This is a genomic window from Bradyrhizobium sp. USDA 3311, assembly GCF_054062495.1.
In genome coordinates this window covers 4701210-4719144 of record NZ_JBSSFI010000001.1, presented here as the reverse complement: position 1 = coordinate 4719144, position 17935 = coordinate 4701210, and the positions used below count along the sequence as shown (strand labels likewise).

Genomic DNA, 17935 nt, shown 5'->3' with positions numbered 1-17935 from the left:
TGAGGATTTGTGGATGAGCGTTTCTACCGTTGCGCCGCCGCCGATCGCGATCGTGGTCCCGAGCTACGACACGACCAAGCAGCAGGACGATCAGGCCAAGACCAAGGACACCGACCCGACCTACAAGCCGCAGCCGCCCGTGCCGCTGCCGCCGGGTCAGGGCACGCGGATCGATCAGCTCGCCTGATCCGGCCTGCCGAAGTTGAAGCGCCCGATCCGGTCGATCGGGCTTTTCGCGTGTCCGGCCGCATCTTTGCCGGATAGCCGGGTTAATATGGCGCGGGATTGCCCCGGGACCTGCGCATGATCGCACGGCTCTTGTTGCAGAACACGGTCTTCGTCGTCGCGACGGGCGCGCTGCTGTTCGCGTCCGCCGGCACGCTGCAGTGGCCCGGCGCCTGGGTGATGCTGATCGCCTCCGCGCTACTCGGCCCGCTCTGCGGCTGGTGGCTCTACCGGCTTGATCCGGCGCTGCTCGCCGAGCGTCTCCGTCCGGTCATCCAGAAAGACCAGCCGCCCGCCGACAAGGCGTTCATCGCCGTGTTCGTGCTCGCGATACTGGCCTGGCTGGTCGCGATGGGCCTCGACCGGCGCCAGCTTGCCTCCGGCATGCCGCTCGCTTTGCAGGTCCTCGGCCTCGTGCTGTTCCTCGCCTCGACGCTGTTCACGATGTGGGTGTTCCGCGAAAACTCGTTCGCCGCGCCGGTGGTGAAGCTGCAAGCCGAACGCGCGCAGCACGTGATCTCGACGGGGCCCTACGCGCATGTGCGCCATCCCATGTACAGCGGCATGATCCTGTTCTTCGCCGGCGTCCCGCTGCTGCTGGGCTCGTGGTGGGGTCTTGCGATGGAGCCGCTCTTCCTCGCGCTGCTAGCAGTCCGAATCCGCATCGAGGAGCGCACGCTGCGCGAGGGCCTGCCGGGCTATGCCGACTATGCGATGCGGGTGCGCTACCGTCTGCTACCCGGCGTGTGGTGAGCGCGCATCACTGTCCCGTGCAGGAGTCGAAACTCCTAGGAAAGCGCCTGCCCTCCTCCGATCGACTGACGTCGCCGCAACCGAAGCCCGCTAGAGGGAGCCCGCACCCACGTGAACGGGAGACGCGACGATGTTCTGCAAGCCCCCCTGCCCTGACGAGCATGACCTCGCTCCCGCCCCCGATGATTCAAACGATCGATCTGGTCCGGAGCGTTCACGGGCGCTCGGGAGCCACGACGCGTTCGGGCGATTGATCGCGCCCGATACGGCCGGTCCGGAACGGGGGCTGCCGCCAGCCTCCCTCCGGACCGGCTAACTATCGAGCTCCTTGTAGCGCCGGAATATGCCCTGCTCGTTGAAGGCAATGCGACGCTCGCTCGCAAGATAGGCCTTGATGTTCGGCCGCGCGGCGACGCGGTCGTGCAGGCCGACGAGGCCCGGGATGTCTGCCTCGAACGCCTTCATGCGCCTGGGGAAGGCATAGCGCAGCCCGGCGACGATCTGGAACAGCGAGAGGTCGACATAGGTCAGCCGGCGGCCGGTGACGTAAGTGCCGCCATTGCCGGCGAGCAGCTGTTCGAAATAGCCGAGATATTTCGGCACGCGCTCGCTCCAGAACTCGGCCGTGCGCTTCTTCGCCGCAGGCCGCGCGTCCTCGTAATAGAGCGAGGGCCCAAGTGGATGATGGGTGTCGTGAACCTCCAGCACGAGATCGGCGATGGTGAGCTGGAGCTGGTGCACCCAGAGTTTGCCTGCATCCGTCTTCGGCGCAAGGGCGTGGCGGGCGCCGAGATAGAGCAGGATGTTGGCGGTCTGGCCGATGACGAGCCTGCCGGCCTTGAGGAATGGCGGCGCGAAGGGCGGTGTGCCCTCATGCGCGTCCATCATCTTCATCATCGCAGCTGTTCCGCGCGGGCCGCGCGCAACGTCGACGTAGGCCGCACCCGCCTCCTCCAGCGCCAGCCGCACATATTCGCCGCGGCCCTGAATCTCGGGCCAGTAGTAGAGCTCGTACTTCATGGAAACAGTCCGTGATTGCGTTGCGGCAAGTGTAGCACGCAACCACGAACTCGATGACGGTGGACGGTGTTCCGCGCCTCAATTCGCCGCGAAGCAATACAGCAGCCCGTCGCCACCCGTGCTCTTCAAATCGGCCTGCGAGCAGCCGCCATCGGGACCGCGCGAGGGGTGCGAGCTGTTCCACGATTTCGACGGCTCGTCGTCACGCAGGCCCCGCCGGTCGGCATGGCCGACCACCGCAGTACCTTGCGTGCTGGACGACCAGTTCTTGCAGGTCTTGTCGTCGCCGGCGGCAAATGCGGTGCCGTCGGGTTGCGTCCCCGTGAGAATGTCGTGGCGGTTCGGCGTATCGCCGACTCCGTTGGAGACCTCACCCTTCTCGCTGAGCGCCGTCTGCTTGGTCAGGTTGTTGGCGGGGCCATGAAGCTCGGCAACATCCTTGGCGATGACCGCGCCCTTCGCATTCTGCCACGGCCCCTTGCCGATGCGGTCGCGCGCGTTGACGGCCGGCTTGCCGTCGGCGGCCTGGGTCGAGAGATAGGCGCGCCAGGTTTTGGCGCCGGCGCCGACGGCCTGAGCGAGCTTCTGGCAGTGCGCATCGGCCCCTTCCAGGCCGCCGAGATCGGCACCCTTGCCCGGCCCGCTCGAGGTCACGAAGAAGGTTATATCGGCTGACTGCGCCAGCACCGATGGACTTGCGAAGACCGCGAGCGCAGCGCCCGTTGGTACGATGACCCTGGCAATAAAGTTCATCCTATCCTCCCGTTTGGTCCTGCGATTGCTCTTGGCTGGCCCGTCTTTGACCCTCTGACACGAACCCGTCACGACGGACATTATTCCGGCCGCCCACCGCGCGTCACCTCGAGCGGAGGCGCGGGACCGGCCGCCCCCGAAGGCCGTGTCGATTAATTGCTTCCCGGGACCGTAGCGCCGGGTGAGCATACCAACAGAGGCCGATCCTCAAGCGATCGCCCAGGGGAGGACGCGGGAGTCCGTTGCGGGGCCGTTCAGGGCGGCATCCGCGAGCACATCGGGGCTGCCGCCGGGCGCGGCGCGAGGGGAGATCGTCATGCACTGGAACACCGTCCGCCCAATCGCGGCAATTACCGGCTATGCCGCGCTTTGCTGCCTTGCCATCGGTCCGGGCTGCGCCTCGGCCGCGGAATTGCTCAAAGCCCGGCTGGCGCAGAACCTCGGACCGATCTCCGGCCTTGCGATCGTCGCCAAATCGAAGGGGATTTTCGAAAAGAACGGACTGGACATCACGGTCTCGAACTTCACGTCCGGCAAGCAGTGCCTGGACACCGTGATCGGGGGCGGCGCCGACATCGCGACGACGGCGGAGGCGCCGGTCACCGCTTCGGCGATGGCAAACCAACCCATCGCCTTCGTCGCCGGCATGGAATATTCCGACCTCAAGACGGTCGTCGCGGCCAAGGCCGGCGTCAAGACCAAGCCAGACCTTCGCGGCAAGCGAATCGGATTCACGGCCGGCACCGGCAGCGAGGTCTACACGGCGACTTTGCTGAAGTCGGCGGGGTTGACGCCCAAGGATGTCACCCTCGTCAACCTGCGGCCGCAGGAAATGCTGCCGGCACTGGCAGCCGGAAGCATCGACGCGATCGACACTTGGGAACCCCACATCGCCAACGCGAAGAAGGCCCTGGGCGAAGCCGTCGCTGAGCTCGATACAACGGGCACCTACTCCGAGACGTTCAACATCGTCGTCATGAGGACCTATCTGGATGCCAACCCGGCGGTGGTCGAGAAGTTCATCGCCGCACTGATCGATGCCGAGGTCTGGGTGAAGGCACATCAGGACGAAGCGATCACGGTGGTGGCGGACGCGGTCGGCATGAAGCGTGACGACCTCGCTCCGATCTGGGCCGACTATGTCTACCGGGTGCGTCTCGACGATCGGCTGATCGAGATTCTCAAGACTCACTCCGCATGGCGCCTCGAGAGCGGCAACCATCCTCCGGGAGCGGCGATGCCCGACTTCAGCAAGGTCGTCGTCGCCGAGCCACTGAAGAAGGTCGACCCCGCACGCGTCACCCTCTCGTGGAAATAGGCACCCGCACAGCCATGCAGGACGGCACTTCAGCACGACAGGAGATTGCTCTCCGGACCGACGGTCGCGGTCGGCGGCCGGATTCAGCCCGTCTTCGCCGCCTCAACATTCTGATCGGGGCGCTTTCGCTTCCCTTGTTCGTCGGCCTTTGGGAACTGGTCTCTCGTTCCGGGGCCGTCAACATGGTGCTGTTTCCGCCGCCGACGGTGGTTACTGCGGCGGTCCTCGAGTGGATACGAAGCGGACAGTTCCTTGGCGATCTGCTGGCCAGCCTCTTTCGCGTCACCACGGGGTTCATCGTGGGCGGCGCGCTCGGCATCCTGCTCGGCATCCTCACCGGCCAATTCCCTGTCATCTCGAGCTTGCTGTCCCCGCTATTCCATATCCTCCGGCCAATTCCGCCGATTGCCTTCGTGCCGATCGTCATCCTCTGGTTCGGCCTGTCGGAAGCGGGAAAACTGTTCCTCGTCGTATGGGGCGTGTTCTTCACGGTTTGGCTTTCGACCCACATCGGCGTGCAAAAGGTCGACCGCGGCCTCATTCGGGCGGCGTTGATGCTCGGCACGCCACGGCGGCAGATGCTTCAGGAGATCGTCCTGCTGGGCGCGCTTCCCTACATCGTGGTCGGGTTGCGCACCGCCGTCAGCATCTCCTTCTACACGCTTGTCGCGGCCGAACTTGCCGGCGCTTTCGCCGGCATTGTCTACAGGATCGAGATTGCGCAGCAGAATTTGCAAACGGGCCAGGTCATGGGCGGGCTCGCAGCGCTCGGGTTGATTTCGTTCATTGCCGACCGGCTGTTTTCGGCGCTTGCAGAACGTACTGTCTGGTGGCGCTGATGTCGGGACCTCGATCGATCATAAAACTGGCTCTGGCAAGTTCGCCGGCCTCCGTCGAATCGGCGCGGAAACAACCGGCCATTCAAGTCTCAAGCCTGAGCATCGTATTTGACACCAATCGCGGGCAGACCATCGCGGTGGATCGCGTTTCCTTTGACGTGGCGCCTGGCGAGTTCGTTTGCATCGTCGGGCCCTCCGGCTGCGGCAAGTCGACGGTGCTCAATACGATCGCCGGACTGGAAGTGCCGTTTGAAGGCGACATCCTGGTCGAGGGCTCGCGTGTCTACAGCCCGCGCCCCGATGTCGGCATGGTGTTCCAGCAGCCGCATCTTTTCCCCTGGAAGTCTGTCCGCAGGAACATCGCCCACGGCCCCAGGATGCTTGGGAAGTCCAGGACGGAAGCGAATGCCATCGCCGACGATCTGATCGCGATGATCGGTCTCAAGCGTTTCGCCGACGCCTATCCGAACACGCTGTCCGGCGGCATGCAACAGCGCGTGGCGATCGCGCGAGCGTTGGCCAATCAGCCCCGCGTGTTGCTGATGGACGAGCCCTTCGGAGCCCTCGACGCCCAGACCCGGGCGGTGATGCAAGACAATCTGCTGGAGCTGCGCGACCGGATCAAGGCGACGATCGTGTTCGTCACCCATGACATCGATGAAGCCATCGTGCTGGCCGACCGCGTTCTCATCATGAGCGCGGGACCCGGCCGCATCCTGCGCGAAGTCGCGGTCAAGCTGCCGCGCCCGCGGTCGAGTGCCGTCATGGTCGAGCCAACCTATCTTTCCCTCAAGAAGGATTGTCTCGACGTCATCCGCGCAGAAGGGCTGCGGGCGTTCAATCAGTCGGACGCGAGCTGATCGCCCAGAACTCGGAAATCGAGCAGCAGCCGGCAGCGCGCTGGCATGGTTCTTGAATAATCGATGCCGGGTCTCACAGTGGAGCCGGCGATGCACAGGGCGAATAGCGCGATAGCGGCAGGCGTGATGCTGGCCGAGTCGGACAATCTCGTCAGGCCGCTGCCCGGCTTGCTGGACGGTCTCAGCCGGGCCGATTGCAATCGGCTGCGTGCGATCGGACGCGAGAAGGCCCTGGAAGCCGGCCAACTCGTTTGGTCTCAGGGCGACACACAGGCCGGGATCTACCTGATCAGCGAGGGACGCATCCGCAGCTACTATGCGGCGCCGTCGGGGCGCGAGGTCACGCTCGCCTACTGGTTTCCCGGCAACTTCGTCGGCGGCCCCGATATATTCGGAACGGGCCCGCACATGTGGACATCGGTTGCGGCCGAACGCAGCCGGTTGACGTTCATGCCCGGACCGGCGCTGCGGCGGCTTGCGCTCGAATCGCCGACGATCGCCGTCGCCTTGCTGGATGCCCTGGCATTCAAGGCGCGATGCTATTCGGCGATGGCCCAGATGCTCGGGACGCGCTCGGTGACCGAGCGGCTGCACAGCCTGTTGATCTTCCTGTCGCACGTCTACGGCGTGAAGCGCGGCGGCGAGATCGTCGTCGGGATGCCGTTTACCCACGGCGATCTCGCCAATCTCATCGGCTCCACCCGCCAATGGGTAACAGTACAACTCGCGCGGCTCCAGGAGGAAGGCGTGATCAGGTACGACAGATCCGTGATTTCGATCCTGGATCTTTCGACGCTCGGGCAAGGGATGGAATAATATCCGCCCTTCAGCCGCCAGACTTCAATTCGAAAGCCGCTCGGCCTGCACTGGCCTCGAACCGCCGCGCCAGTCCGATCAGCGCGCGATCATGCCAGGCCGGCGCCAGCAGGGTCACGCCCATGGGCATGCCGTTCGGCAATGTCGCGTTCGGAACCGCCACGCCGCAGAGATCGAGCAGATTGGCGAAGTACGAGTAGTAGCCGAGGCGATTGTTGAGCGTGATCGGATCGCGATCCATCTCCTCCAGCGTGAACGGCCGCGGTGCGGTCGGGACCACCAGCGCATCGATACCCGCAAAGATCGCCTCGGCGTCGCGGCGAAGTCGGTGCAACCGGTGAATGGCACCAAACGTGTCGATCGCTGAATAGCCGGCGGCTGAGCCCAGCACGGTCCTCGTGACGTCAAGCAGGGAGCCGGAATCGATGTCCATCAGCGAAGCGATGGCCGAGTGCCGCTCCGCGACCCAGGGCCCGCTGAACATCAACTCCCCGGCCTGGCGGAACGGGGCGAAGTCCACCTCGATCGCCGTTCCTCCGATCTGCGTGAAACGCTCGCAGGCGCGCTCATAGAGCTCGCCGCATTCCGGCATGCCGAAGCATTCGAGATCGGCGGACGCGATGCGGCCGAACCGGAACGATGGCACTGTCCCTGTGGCGAAAGAAAAGGCCCTGGGCACGCGGCTGTAGGGATCTTCGAAATCGAACCCCTCGATAATTTCGATGATCGCCTCGCCGTCGCTGACGGTATTGCAGAACACCGAGACGCAATCGATCGTCGGGCAATTCGGCACCAGCCCGCGTGATGACACCAGCCCAACGGTCGGCTTGATTCCGACGATGTTGTTGAAGCCGGCAGGTATGCGGCCGGATCCGCCGGTATCGGTGCCGAGCGCGAACGCGACGTGCCCGGCCGCCACGGCGACCGCGGAGCCGGAACTGGAGCCGCCCGAAACATAGCGCGCGTCGGCAACCGACGCGCAGGGGCCATAGGGCGAACGCGCGCCAGACAGGCCTGTGGCGAACTGATCGAGATTGGTCTTTCCGAGGCAAATTGCGCCGGCCGCGGTGAGGCGTTCGACGCTGTGCGCGGAATGCCAAGGCGTGTAGCTGAACGCCGGGCATGCGGCAGTGGTCGGCATCCCCTCGACATCGATATTGTCCTTCACACCAAACGGAATGCCGAGGAGCGGAAGATTTTCGCCCGTCCGCGCGCGCGCCACCAGCTTGCGGCATTCTTCCAGTGCCTCCTCCCGCGGGCGGAGATAGATCCAGCAATTGCGGTCGCGCTCGGCCTCGATCCGGTCATACGCCGTTTCGATCGCCTCCAGCGCCGATGACGAATTCCTGGCGATGGTTTCGTGATTTGTCCTGGAGCGCGCGACAGACTGACTCACCGAATATCTCCTTCGCTGACCGGCAGGCGCGAAATTGCGGGAGCAGCGCGCGGGCAACAAGCAATTAAGTGCTTCGCCCAAATGGTCGGCCGGATCGGGGATAAATGCGGCTCAAAGAAAAAGGCGCCGTGCCGAAGCACGACGCCCTGATTGTTCAATTCGCTCGCGATCAGTTGGTCTGCTGGATCGCCGACAATTCCCAGGCGCCGCCCGGGCGTCGGGCGAAGGTCCAGACTTCGGTGACCTCACCCGGCTGCTCGCTGCCGGCAACCACAGCGCCGGTGTTGCGGTCAAGCGTCTTGTCGGTGAGCGCGAAGCGCAGCGCCACCGTGGCGTAGTCGGTCTCGCCCTCGCGCCAGGCTTCAGCGAGGTCGCCCTGCAACAGCTTCACGTTCGTGACCTTGTTGACGACGTTGCGCGCGCGGTTCTGGCCGAGGTCCTGCTCGAAATAGGAGACCATTTCCGGTGTCGCGAGCGTGTGCAGCTTGGCCACGTCCTCGTTCGACCATGCGGTCTGGACATCGCCGAGCAGGCGCTCGAACGCCTCATAGTCGACCGGCTTGATCTCGAGCGGCGCGTTGTTGGCGCCGAAACCGAAGCCGCCGAGGCCGCTGCGATAGCTCGTCTGCGGTCCCGGACCGCTACCTGCATCAGCGTTGGCATAGGCCGCCTGCGGCGTGTGGCGGCGCTGCCACCACGACATCGCCAGCCGCACCACGAACACCACGAGCACGATCTGGATGATCAGGCCCAGGATCGACGACAGGCCGCCGAGGCCGCCGAACAGGCCGCCGCCGAACAGCATGCCCAAGAGGCCTGCGCCGAGGAAGCCGGCCGCAAGGCCGCCCAGGAAACCGCCGCCGCGGCCGAACAGGCCGCCGCGCGCGGGCGCGGTCGCGGCCGAATTCATGCCTGCGCCCGGCTGGGTGTAGGTGCGGTTGAACTGCGAGGTCGAGCCCGGCGCGGTCGTGGTTGACGGCGGCGCCGAATAGGTCCGCGAGCCGCGCGAACCCGACGACATGCCGCCACCGACGCGCGCGTCGGCGGACGAGATCGCCAGCGCTGTCGGCAGCGCAAGCGCCAGCACGACGGCGATCGTCTTGAAGAGACTGCGGGAGCGTTGCGAGAAATTCATGTTCGTTTCCCAAATCCCCGGCATGGGGACGTGCCCCTAAGATGGGCAGCCGGAGCGAAAAGTGAAGCCGGTTTCGGAACTTGTAGCTGCGGCCCTCAGTCGCGGGGATGTGGCAAAAGCCCATATTCGGCGGGGGTTTGGCCGGGCCGCGCGCAAAGGGCCATGGTCGCCCGTTACCGGCGGCCTTTAGGGCTAAGGCTCCGCTTTTTCCTCGTCATTGAGCCCTTGGGACAAGGCAATCCAGTCTGGTTCCGCGGAGACAGTCTGGATTGCTTCGCCACGTTCGCAATGACGGTGTTGGGACAATTGCGCGCGGCCTCCTCGATGTCGTCCTGGCGAACGCCAGGACCCATTACCCCAAGAGGCGGTTTGGCGAAGACTGGTCGTTCGGGATTGGCAGCGCGCGCAATCGATGGATCACGCGGTATGGGTCCTGGCGTTCGCCAGGACGACGGCGGAGATTGCCGCGCGGTGTGTGCATCCCACGCGCAGCGCTCACCCCTGCTTCGTCATCGTCTCCTTCACCGCCGCCACGAGCTGGCTGAGCGTGAACGGCTTTGGCAGGAAGTCGAACTGCTGGCCCTCGGGCAAGCTCTTCTCGAACGCGTCCTCGGCGTAGCCGGAGACGAAGATGAACTTGATATCAGGGTTCTTCTCGCGCATCGCCTTTAGCAGCGTCGGGCCGTCCATCTCCGGCATCACCACGTCGGAGACGACGAGATCGATCGCACCGCTCTGCTCCTCCAGCATCTCCATTGCCTCGACGCCGTTCTCGGCCTCGACCACGGTGTAGCCGCGCGAGCGCAGGCCGCGTGCGTTGAGGGCGCGCAGGCCTTCTTCATCCTCGACGAGAAGGATCGTGCCTTGTCCGGTCAGATCGGTGCGCGGCTTCGCTTCGGCCGTGGCGGGAACGGCTTCCTTCGCGGCGCCATTGGCCGTGCTGACCACTGCCGCGGGCTGCTCGACCTGCACTTCCGGCTCGGCATGGTGGCGCGGCAGGAAGATGTGGAACGAGGTACCCTGCCCCGGCTCGGAGTCGACATAGATGAAGCCGCCGGTCTGCTTGACGATGCCGTAGACGGTGGAGAGGCCGAGGCCGGTGCCCTTGCCGACTTCCTTGGTCGAGAAGAACGGCTCGAAGATCTTGTCGCGGATGTCGGCGGGGATGCCGGTGCCGGTGTCGGCGACCTCGATCCGCACATAGTCCGCCGCCGGCATGCCCTTGTAGGCGAGCTTGCCCGCATCCTCGGTGGCGACGTTGGCGGTGCGGATGATCAGCTTGCCGCCATCGGGCATGGCGTCGCGCGCGTTCACCGCGAGGTTGACGATCACCTGCTCGAACTGGGAGACGTCGACCTTCACCGGCCAGAGGTCGCGGCCGTGGATCAGGTCGAGCTTGACCTTCTCGCCGATCAGCCGGCGCAGCAGCATGGTGAGGTCGGAAAGCGCATCGCCGAGATCCAGCACCTGCGGGCGCAGCGTCTGCCGCCGCGAGAACGCGAGCAGCTGCCGCACCAGCGTCGCGGCGCGCGTCGCGTTCTGCTTGATCTGCATGATGTCCTGGAACGACGGATCGGTCGGCTTGTGCGCGTTCAGCAGGAAGTCGTTCGCCATCATGATGGCGGACAGCACGTTGTTGAAGTCGTGGGCGATGCCGCCGGCGAGCTGGCCGACCGTCTCCATCTTCTGCGACTGGTTGATCTGGTTCTCCAGCGCGCGCCGCTCGGTGGTCTCGAGCATGTGCACGATGGCGGCTTCCGCGTCGTTCTCGGCCGCGTCGACCGGCGTGACGAAGAACTGGCCCCAGCGCTCCTTGGTTCCTTCCAGCGCCACCTCGACCGGCGCGATGTCGGCCTTGCCTTCCGCGGCCTGGTTGATGGCCGTGATCACCAGGTGGCGGTCACGTGAATTGATGGCGCGGAAGATCGACTTGCTGGCGCTGTCGAGGCCGAGGCCCTGCGCGAGCTTGGCGTAGCGCGCGTTCGCGCGCACGACGTTGCCGCCGCGGTCGACGGTGGCGATCGCCATCGGCGTGTGGTCGAAGAAGCGCATGAAACGCACTTCGGCGGCGCGGTCCGGATCGCTGCGCTCGTCGCGGGCGCGGCTGATCACGAGCGTGCGCGACGGCCCCGGCGCGCCGTCGGCGCCGAAGGCGAGCTTGTGATAGAGCCGCACCGGCATGGTCTTGCCGGTGCGCATGCGCAGGTCGATGTCGAAGACCTCGGTCTTCACCTCGCCCGGCACCGCCACGATGGAGCTGAGCAGCGAAGCGCCGTCGCCGGAAACGATGTCGGCGAGCTTCAGCCCGCCCGAGCCGATCTCGGCGAGGTCGTAATCGAGCCAGTTCGCCAGCGTCGCGTTGACGTAAGCGAGCTCGCCGGCCGGATTGACCGAGAAGAAGCCGCAAGGCGCGTGATCGAGATATTCGATCGCATGCTGGAGCTCCTGGAACACGTCCTCCTGGCGCTCGCGGTCGCGGGTGATGTCGGCGATCGACCACACCGCGTATTTCGCCTCGCGCTTCCCGGTGCCGAGCGGGCGCACCCGCATGCGCAGCCAGCGGCCCTGGCTGCCGTCATGGCCGGAGATGCGCACCTCTTCCTGCTGCCGCTTGCCCTCTCGGGCGGCCTTCAGCAGCCGGAACACGGCTTCGGAGACGTCGGGATTGCCGATGAAGACGCGCTCGACGGGGCGCACGTCCTGCGGGCCGCTAGCGCCGGTCAGGGTCAGATAGGCCGCGTTGGAATAGACCACATGGCCGCGCGGATCGGTCACGGCCAGCCCGTCGAAGCCATGATCGGCGATACGACCCACGACTGGATCGTCGAGACTGCGGTCGGCGAAGCGGATGATGCCGGCGGCGAAGGCGAACAGGTTGAACAGGCCGACCATCGCCAGCACGGCGAGGATGCCGAGGATATAGGGCTGCGCCTGCGCGCGGCCGAGCGTCATCAGCCCGACGGCGACCGCGACCAGGCCGGCGGCCACCAGCAGCACCAGCGCAATGCTGCCCGAGCGCGGCGAAGGCTCGTGCGCCGCAACGGGCTCGCGTGTGAGGTCGTGGTCGGTCTCAGCAGTCATCTCGAGCTGGCGCAGCCTGTCGGCAGAGAATCAACGCGCTGCGGCGCGCGTGGGGTCCTCCCTGCCTGAATCGGACCCGCAGGCGCAAGGGCAGCAAGGGCGAAAGGTACGCTGATTCCCAGATTACGGCCATTTCCGGTACTTTTTGGGTATTTTATCCCCGCCCGGCGCCGAATCCGCGCTTCAGCCGCATGACGTAGCCGATGACCTCGGCGACCGCATGGTAGTGCTCGGTCGGGATTTCCTGGTCGATCTCGACGGTGGCGTAGAGCGCGCGGGCGAGCGGCACGTTCTCGACGATGGGGATGTCGTGCTCGCGCGCGATCTCCCTGATCTTGAAGGCGAGATTGTCGACGCCCTTGGCGACGCAGATCGGTGCCTGCATGCCGCGCTCGTAGGACAGCGCCACCGAATAGTGGGTCGGGTTGGTGATGATCACGGAGGCCTTGGGAACCGCCGCCATCATGCGCTTCTTGGCGCGCTGCTGCCGCAGCTGCCTGATCTTGCCCTTGATGTGCGGGTCGCCTTCGGACTGCTTGAACTCTTCCTTGATCTCCTGGAGCGACATCTTTTGCCGCTGGAACCAGCTTCGATACTGGAAGAAGTAGTCGCCTATGGCGATGATCGCGAGCGCCGCGACCACCGCGCCGAGCAGATGAATGGTCAAGCTGGTGGTGGCGCCGAGCATGGCAGCCGGATCGAGCCTGACCATCGCCTCCATGCGATGCCGCTCCGGCCACAGGATCGTGCCCATGACCACGCCGAGCACGATCAGCTTGCCGAGGCCTTTCAGGAAGTTCGCGGCCGCCTGCTTGCCGAAGATGCGCTTGAAACCGGCCGCGGGCGAGAGCTTGCTGAATTTCGGCTTGAGGGATTCGGCCGACCAGACCAGGCGGTGCTGAAGCATGTTGCCGGCGACGGCCGCCAGCACCAGCATCAGCAGGGGCACCCCGATCGCCGCAAGCACGGCGAATTCGATCTGCTGCATCAGCGCCAGCAGGGCCCGGCCGTCGGTCTTGATCATCCAGGAATTGGCGAGCAGGTTGCGCATCGGCGTCACCAGCCCGCTGCCCACCGAGCCCGAGAAGGTCGAGACCACGAGCGTGCCGCCCGCGATCATGAACCAGGTGTTGATCTCCTGGCTCTTGGCGACATCGCCGCGTTCGAGCGCCTCGTCGAGGCGTTTTTGCGTCGGGTCTTCTGTTTGGCTCTCTGGATCGTTGTCTTCCGCCATCGATCACCTACTTGAGCGGCATCATCTGGTGCATGACACCGATGAAGTAGTCCAGGAAAGTGCCCATCATCGCGGTGAGCACCACGGCCAGCACCAGGAAGCCGGCGAAGATCGACAGCGGCACGCCGACGAAATAGACCTGCATCTGCGGCATCAGCCGCGCCAGCACCCCGAGCCCGATGTTGAAGACGGAGGCCGAACACCAGGAACGGTCCGGAGAGCTGCAGGCCGAGGCGGAACGCGGCGGCGAAGGCGCGCGTTGCAAGCGAGGCGACGTCGCCGCTCGACACGGTCTCGCCCGGCGAGAAGATCGCATAGCTGTCGTTCAGCGCCGCGATCACCAGATGATGGCTGTCGGTGGCGAACAGCAGCGTCACCCCGAGCATGGTCAGGAAGTTGCCGACCAGCACGCCCTGCTGTCCCTGCGTCGGATCGACCGAGGTGACGAAGCCGAGCCCCATCTGCTGCGCGATCACGGAACCCGCAACCTGGAGCGCCGACAGCGTCACGCGCGCGGTTGCCCCCAGCACGATGCCGATCGCGATCTCATGCAACATCAGCACCAGAAGCGGCGCCAGCGAGCCCATGTCGACGTGATAGGCGCTGCGATGCAGCGGCAGGATGATCAGCGTGAGCAGGAGCGCGATCGACAGCTTCACCCGCGTCGGGATGTTGGTCTCGCCCAGGCCCGGCAACAGCATCACCATCGCGCCGACCCGGGCGAAGACGAGCATGAAGGCCGCCGCAAGCGCCGGCAGCAGCGAGACGTCGATGCGCATAATCTACGCATCTTGCCTCAGCCGCCGATGATTCGCGACGATATCCGCAGCATGTGGGCGTGGAGCGAGTCGGCCATGAACGGCAGCGCCAACAGCATTGTGGCGAAGATGGCCAGAATCTTCGGCACGTAGATCAGCGTCTGCTCCTGGATCTGCGTCAGCGCCTGGAACAGCGACACGATCACGCCGACCACAAGGCCGACCACCATCAGGGGCGACGACACGATCACGATCGTCCAGATTGCATCGCGCGCGACGTCGAGGGTCTCGGGTCCGGTCATTTTCGATTTCTCACTTTGAATTGTTTGTCGTCATTCCGGGGCTCGCGAAGCGAGAACCCGGAATCTCGGGATTCCGGGTTCGGTGCTTCGCACCGCCCCGGAATGACGTGCCTAAAAATCAGATCGGCATCTTCATGATGTCTTCATACGCCGAGATCACGCGGTCGCGGACCGAGACCAGCGTGGAGACGGCAACGTCGGTGTCAGCGACCGCCGTCACCACGTCCATCACGTTGGCCTTGCCGGCGGCCATCGCCACGGTCTGCGCGTCGGATTTGCGCCCGGACTCCATGACGCTGCCGACGGCGTCCTTCAGGAGCGAGGCGAAGGACTGCCCGCTTGCTTCGCTGCCCTTGCCGGCGCCGCTGTTCTCCAGCACGCGGGCAAGGTTGGCATAGGCGTTGGCGGCGATTGTCGGTGATGCCATGGCTCAAATGTCCTGTTCAGCTCTTGAGGATGTCGAGCGTGCGCTGGATCATCCGGCGCGTCGCACTGATGATGTTGAGATTGGCCTCGTAGGACCGCTGCGCGTCGCGCATGTCGGTCATCTCGACCACCGAGTTCACGTTGGGATATTTGACGTTGCCGGTCGCATCGGCGGCCGGATTGTTCGGTTCGTATTTGGTGCGGAAGTTCGACTGGTCCGGCTTGATCCTGCCGAGGGTGACGACCTGCGCGTCGAGCGTGCGGTCGAGCGCGGAGGAGAAGGTCGGCACCTTGCGCCGGTAGGGATCGCCGCCTGCGGTCTGCGACGTCGAATCCGCGTTCGCGATGTTCTCTGAGATCACCCGCATGCGCCCGGCCTGCGCGCGCAGGCCGGAGGTCGCGATCGCCATCGAGCGGGCAAAGTCGCTGCTGTCATTGGCCATGATGCGCCTCCTCTAGCTCTTCTGTTCCGGGATCATGCTCTAGCCCTTGCCGATCGCGGTCTTGAGCAGACGCAGGCTTTTCGAATAGAGCGAGGTCGCCGCCGCGTAATCCATCTGGTTGCTGGCGGCCTTCATCATCTCCTCTTCGAGATTGACGGCGTTGCCCGCAGGGCGGGTCTCGAAGCCGGCATTCCTGTTCTGGTCGAAACCCGAGGCCGCGCCCGACGGCGTCATGTGAGACGCGCTGGTGACGGTCATTGCCAGCGGGCCCATCGACCCCGTGACCGCGCCAGCCCTGTCGAGCTTCGGCTCGACCAGGTCGCGCGGCCGGAATTTGGGCGTGTCGGAATTGGAGACGTTCTCGGACAGGACGCGCTGGCGTTCCTGATGCCACTGCATCTTGGTGCGAAGCGCCGACAGCACCGGGAGGTCGTTGATGGACATCGTCGCGGCTCCTTCCGCCTCTTCCGGACCCAGGGTCCGAAGCTAGGCAGAATTTGCCGCCTGTATGGTTAACAGGTGGTTAAGGATGTCACAGATGCATGTCCCGGGCCGGGACACGGATTCGTTCCCCCGTGATTCTACGCCTCCAAAAGTGGCATTAACCCAACCGCTTGGCGGCGCATGCACAGGCCAAGAAGTCGTTTTGGATCGGGCGATTCATAGGTTATTAAGAGTTGGGGACGGCAAAACTTGCCGTGGGACGTTAAGAGATCGCAGTTTGGGGCATCGTAGGCCGGTGGTTGGCGCGTCTGACCATTGGCACGAGAAGAGCGCCATTTCTCGGGGACAAGTATGCAAGGCAGCCCTATCACCTTCATCGTCGCGTTCATCGTCGTTCTGGCGTTGATCGGCGTCGCTGCATGGCTGGTTCGCCGATTCGCCAGCAGCCGGCTCGGCGCCAACACCCAGCGCGGCCGGATGCCCCGGCTCGCCGTGATCGATGCTGCCGCCGTCGACGGCCGGCGCCGCCTGGTGCTGGTCCGGCGCGACAATGTCGAACACCTCCTGATGATCGGCGGCCCGACCGACATCGTCGTCGAGCCCAACATCGTGCGCGCCGCGCCCGGCCGCGACCAGCTTCCGCAGCGTCCCAACGCCGCCGAACCGCCGCGCCTTGCCCCGATGCCCGATGCCGGCAGCTGGGCCGACGAAGTGCCGCGGCCCGAGATGCTCGATCATCCCGAGCCGCAAATGCCCGAGCCGCCGCCGCGGCCCGCGCGCCCGTCCTTCGCCGACGAAGTCCGCCGGCCCGCGCCCGCACTGGCCGAACGCCGCAGCGAGCCGCCGCTGGCGGGCTTTCCGCCCGAGCCGATCGCGCCGCGTCCCGAGCGCGAGCCGCGGCCTGAGCCGCTGCCGCTACCACCGCGCGTTGCCCGCAGCGAGCCGCCGCTGATGCCGCGTCCGCCGCGCCAAAGCGAGCCGGCGAAGGTGCCGCCCGTGCGCGCCGAGCGCGCGGTTGCGCCGCCGCCTCCGCCCGTGCCGCAGGCTCCGCCCGTTCCGCCGCCGCCCCCCGCTCCTGCTGCGCCCTCAAGCGCCGAACAGAATCTGGCCGAAATGGCGCAGCGGTTAGAGGCTGCGCTGCGCCGCCCGGCCTGCGAGACGGTCGCGCCTCCGGTTGCGCCGGAGCCGCCGGCCGCTCCCCCGCGCGCCGCACGCAGCGAGCCGCCGGCACCCCCGGCCCCGCCGCCGAAGCCTGCCCCGGAAAAGACCAGCTTTGAGAATCTCGAAGACGAGATGGCCTCCCTGCTCGGCCGTCCGAAGCCGTCTTCGTGAGGCTGCCGGCCCTCCCGCGTAGAGTTCTTTTTCTTTCTGTCCTGATCGGCGCGGCTTCGCTCGCAAGCCTGGCGCATGCGCAGGACATCAGCATCAATCTCGGCGGCCAGGGCGGCGGCGTCACCGAGCGCGCGATTCAGCTCATCGCGCTGCTCACGGTGCTGTCGATCGCGCCGTCGATCCTGATCATGATGACGTCGTTCACGCGCATCGTGGTCGTGCTGTCGCTCCTGCGCACCGCGATGGGCACGGCGACCGCGCCGCCGAACTCGGTGATCATCGCGCTCGCGATGTTCCTCACCTTCTTCGTGATGGGGCCGGTCCTGCAAAAATCCTACGACGAAGGCATCCGTCCGCTCGTCGCCAACCAGATCGGCGTCGAGGATGCGCTCCAGCGCGCCTCGGTCCCGTTGCGCGGCTTCATGCAGAAGAACGTGCGCGAGAAGGATCTCAAGCTGTTCCTCGACCTCTCCGGCGAGCCGCCGCCGGCCACCCCCGACGAGCTCGCGCTCCGCATCCTCATCCCCGCCTTCATGATCTCCGAGCTGAAGCGCGCCTTCGAGATCGGCTTCCTGCTGTTCCTGCCCTTCCTGATCATCGACCTCGTCGTCGCCTCCGTGCTGATGTCGATGGGCATGATGATGCTGCCGCCGGCAACGATATCGCTGCCGTTCAAGCTGATCTTCTTCGTTCTGGTCGACGGCTGGTCGCTGGTGGCTGGGAGCTTGGTGCAGAGCTACGGGGGATGAGGCGACAGCCGTCCTCAGGCGACGAAGCCGGACCTGTCTCGCGTCGCGAGA

The 17935-nt window shown here is 65.6% G+C and carries 18 protein-coding genes and 1 pseudogene; 8 read left to right on the top strand and 11 right to left on the bottom strand.

The genetic code is table 11. The features are described from left to right. Positions 1 to 13 precede the first annotated feature (13 nt). Positions 14 to 187 carry a hypothetical protein gene (locus ACVWW6_RS22300; RefSeq protein ID WP_165448166.1) on the top strand — a complete coding sequence of 58 codons (174 nt, stop codon included), beginning with the start codon at positions 14 to 16 and terminating at the stop codon, positions 185 to 187. A gap of 116 nt (positions 188 to 303) precedes the next feature. Further along, positions 304 to 978 (top strand): methyltransferase family protein, encoded by a 675-nt coding sequence (locus ACVWW6_RS22295; RefSeq protein ID WP_011088543.1) that lies wholly within the window; start codon positions 304 to 306, stop codon positions 976 to 978. 312 nt (positions 979 to 1290) lie between these two features. Here the strand turns inward: ACVWW6_RS22295 and ACVWW6_RS22290 are convergent, their stop codons facing one another. Both ACVWW6_RS22290 and ACVWW6_RS22285 read right to left on the bottom strand, forming a co-directional pair. Then, the gene (locus ACVWW6_RS22290; protein WP_182872089.1) at positions 1291 to 1998 is read right to left on the bottom strand and encodes a glutathione S-transferase; all 708 of its coding nucleotides are present in this window, start codon (positions 1996 to 1998) and stop codon (positions 1291 to 1293) included. 78 nt (positions 1999 to 2076) lie between these two features. Continuing rightward, positions 2077 to 2751 carry a lectin gene (locus ACVWW6_RS22285; RefSeq protein ID WP_456681388.1) on the bottom strand — a complete coding sequence of 225 codons (675 nt, stop codon included), beginning with the start codon at positions 2749 to 2751 and terminating at the stop codon, positions 2077 to 2079. A 316-nt stretch (positions 2752 to 3067) separates the two neighbouring features. Here ACVWW6_RS22285 and ACVWW6_RS22280 point away from each other — a divergent pair, with 316 nt between their 5' ends. The 4 genes from ACVWW6_RS22280 to ACVWW6_RS22265 all read left to right on the top strand — a co-directional run bounded on the left by ACVWW6_RS22280 (position 3068) and on the right by ACVWW6_RS22265 (position 6584). Beyond that, positions 3068 to 4069, top strand: a complete 1002-nt coding sequence (locus ACVWW6_RS22280; protein WP_182872091.1) for an NrtA/SsuA/CpmA family ABC transporter substrate-binding protein — start codon at positions 3068 to 3070, stop codon at positions 4067 to 4069. Positions 4070 to 4083: 14 nt separating this feature from the next. Continuing rightward, positions 4084 to 4908 (top strand): ABC transporter permease, encoded by an 825-nt coding sequence (locus tag ACVWW6_RS22275; protein WP_456681387.1) that lies wholly within the window; start codon positions 4084 to 4086, stop codon positions 4906 to 4908. Between the two features lie 20 nt (positions 4909 to 4928). Then, positions 4929 to 5768 (top strand): ABC transporter ATP-binding protein, encoded by an 840-nt coding sequence (locus ACVWW6_RS22270; protein ID WP_179883755.1) that lies wholly within the window; start codon positions 4929 to 4931, stop codon positions 5766 to 5768. A gap of 90 nt (positions 5769 to 5858) precedes the next feature. Further along, positions 5859 to 6584: a Crp/Fnr family transcriptional regulator gene (locus tag ACVWW6_RS22265; RefSeq protein WP_028173302.1), complete on the top strand. Its 726-nt coding sequence runs from the start codon at positions 5859 to 5861 to the stop codon at positions 6582 to 6584. A gap of 10 nt (positions 6585 to 6594) precedes the next feature. Here the strand turns inward: ACVWW6_RS22265 and atzF are convergent, their stop codons facing one another. From atzF to flgB, 9 genes and pseudogenes are all read right to left on the bottom strand, one after another. Then, the gene (atzF, locus tag ACVWW6_RS22260) at positions 6595 to 7980 is read right to left on the bottom strand and encodes an allophanate hydrolase (RefSeq protein ID WP_182872093.1); all 1386 of its coding nucleotides are present in this window, start codon (positions 7978 to 7980) and stop codon (positions 6595 to 6597) included. A 169-nt stretch (positions 7981 to 8149) separates the two neighbouring features. Next, positions 8150 to 9139, bottom strand: a complete 990-nt coding sequence (locus ACVWW6_RS22255; protein WP_182872094.1) for a Tim44 domain-containing protein — start codon at positions 9137 to 9139, stop codon at positions 8150 to 8152. Positions 9140 to 9610: 471 nt separating this feature from the next. Next, positions 9611 to 12196, bottom strand: coding sequence for a cell cycle histidine kinase CckA (gene cckA, locus ACVWW6_RS22250; protein ID WP_182872095.1), 2586 nt, complete (start codon positions 12194 to 12196; stop codon positions 9611 to 9613). A 154-nt stretch (positions 12197 to 12350) separates the two neighbouring features. Then, on the bottom strand, positions 12351 to 13430 hold the full coding sequence (gene flhB / locus ACVWW6_RS22245) for a flagellar biosynthesis protein FlhB (protein WP_182872096.1): 1080 nt from the start codon (positions 13428 to 13430) through the stop codon (positions 12351 to 12353). 7 nt (positions 13431 to 13437) lie between these two features. Further along, positions 13438 to 14209, bottom strand: a pseudogene (fliR, locus tag ACVWW6_RS22240) (flagellar biosynthetic protein FliR). Positions 14210 to 14226: 17 nt separating this feature from the next. Further along, entirely contained in the window at positions 14227 to 14490 is a 264-nt protein-coding gene (fliQ, locus tag ACVWW6_RS22235) for a flagellar biosynthesis protein FliQ (protein ID WP_011088555.1), read from the bottom strand. 118 nt (positions 14491 to 14608) lie between these two features. Then, positions 14609 to 14917 (bottom strand): flagellar hook-basal body complex protein FliE, encoded by a 309-nt coding sequence (fliE, locus tag ACVWW6_RS22230; protein ID WP_011088556.1) that lies wholly within the window; start codon positions 14915 to 14917, stop codon positions 14609 to 14611. Between the two features lie 16 nt (positions 14918 to 14933). Next, entirely contained in the window at positions 14934 to 15359 is a 426-nt protein-coding gene (gene flgC / locus ACVWW6_RS22225) for a flagellar basal body rod protein FlgC (protein ID WP_007602149.1), read from the bottom strand. A gap of 39 nt (positions 15360 to 15398) precedes the next feature. Further along, complete coding sequence (gene flgB / locus ACVWW6_RS22220) at positions 15399 to 15803, bottom strand: flagellar basal body rod protein FlgB (RefSeq protein ID WP_011088557.1); 405 nt, start codon at positions 15801 to 15803, stop codon at positions 15399 to 15401. Between the two features lie 351 nt (positions 15804 to 16154). Between flgB and ACVWW6_RS22215 the strand changes: the two genes are divergently transcribed. Beyond that, positions 16155 to 17135, top strand: coding sequence for a flagellar biosynthetic protein FliO (locus tag ACVWW6_RS22215; protein WP_456681386.1), 981 nt, complete (start codon positions 16155 to 16157; stop codon positions 17133 to 17135). Beyond that, positions 17132 to 17884 carry a flagellar type III secretion system pore protein FliP gene (gene fliP / locus ACVWW6_RS22210; RefSeq protein WP_028173298.1) on the top strand — a complete coding sequence of 251 codons (753 nt, stop codon included), beginning with the start codon at positions 17132 to 17134 and terminating at the stop codon, positions 17882 to 17884. The genes ACVWW6_RS22215 and fliP overlap by 4 nt, the downstream gene beginning before the upstream one ends. Positions 17885 to 17935 lie beyond the last annotated feature (51 nt).

What these genes read in the sequence shown, in the direction of transcription:
- ACVWW6_RS22300 (WP_165448166.1), top strand. Translation starts at nt 14, where the DNA reads ATGAGCGTTTCTACCGTTGCGCCGCCGCCGATCGCGATCGTGGTCCCG.
- ACVWW6_RS22295 (WP_011088543.1), top strand. Translation starts at nt 304, where the DNA reads ATGATCGCACGGCTCTTGTTGCAGAACACGGTCTTCGTCGTCGCGACG.
- ACVWW6_RS22290 (WP_182872089.1), bottom strand. Translation starts at nt 1,998, where the DNA reads ATGAAGTACGAGCTCTACTACTGGCCCGAGATTCAGGGCCGCGGCGAA.
- ACVWW6_RS22285 (WP_456681388.1), bottom strand. Translation starts at nt 2,751, where the DNA reads ATGAACTTTATTGCCAGGGTCATCGTACCAACGGGCGCTGCGCTCGCG.
- ACVWW6_RS22280 (WP_182872091.1), top strand. Translation starts at nt 3,068, where the DNA reads ATGCACTGGAACACCGTCCGCCCAATCGCGGCAATTACCGGCTATGCC.
- ACVWW6_RS22275 (WP_456681387.1), top strand. Translation starts at nt 4,084, where the DNA reads ATGCAGGACGGCACTTCAGCACGACAGGAGATTGCTCTCCGGACCGAC.
- ACVWW6_RS22265 (WP_028173302.1), top strand. Translation starts at nt 5,859, where the DNA reads ATGCACAGGGCGAATAGCGCGATAGCGGCAGGCGTGATGCTGGCCGAG.
- ACVWW6_RS22255 (WP_182872094.1), bottom strand. Translation starts at nt 9,139, where the DNA reads ATGCCGGGGATTTGGGAAACGAACATGAATTTCTCGCAACGCTCCCGC.
- cckA (WP_182872095.1), bottom strand. Translation starts at nt 12,196, where the DNA reads ATGACTGCTGAGACCGACCACGACCTCACACGCGAGCCCGTTGCGGCG.
- flhB (WP_182872096.1), bottom strand. Translation starts at nt 13,430, where the DNA reads ATGGCGGAAGACAACGATCCAGAGAGCCAAACAGAAGACCCGACGCAA.
- fliQ (WP_011088555.1), bottom strand. Translation starts at nt 14,490, where the DNA reads ATGACCGGACCCGAGACCCTCGACGTCGCGCGCGATGCAATCTGGACG.
- fliE (WP_011088556.1), bottom strand. Translation starts at nt 14,917, where the DNA reads ATGGCATCACCGACAATCGCCGCCAACGCCTATGCCAACCTTGCCCGC.
- flgC (WP_007602149.1), bottom strand. Translation starts at nt 15,359, where the DNA reads ATGGCCAATGACAGCAGCGACTTTGCCCGCTCGATGGCGATCGCGACC.
- flgB (WP_011088557.1), bottom strand. Translation starts at nt 15,803, where the DNA reads ATGTCCATCAACGACCTCCCGGTGCTGTCGGCGCTTCGCACCAAGATG.
- ACVWW6_RS22215 (WP_456681386.1), top strand. Translation starts at nt 16,155, where the DNA reads ATGCAAGGCAGCCCTATCACCTTCATCGTCGCGTTCATCGTCGTTCTG.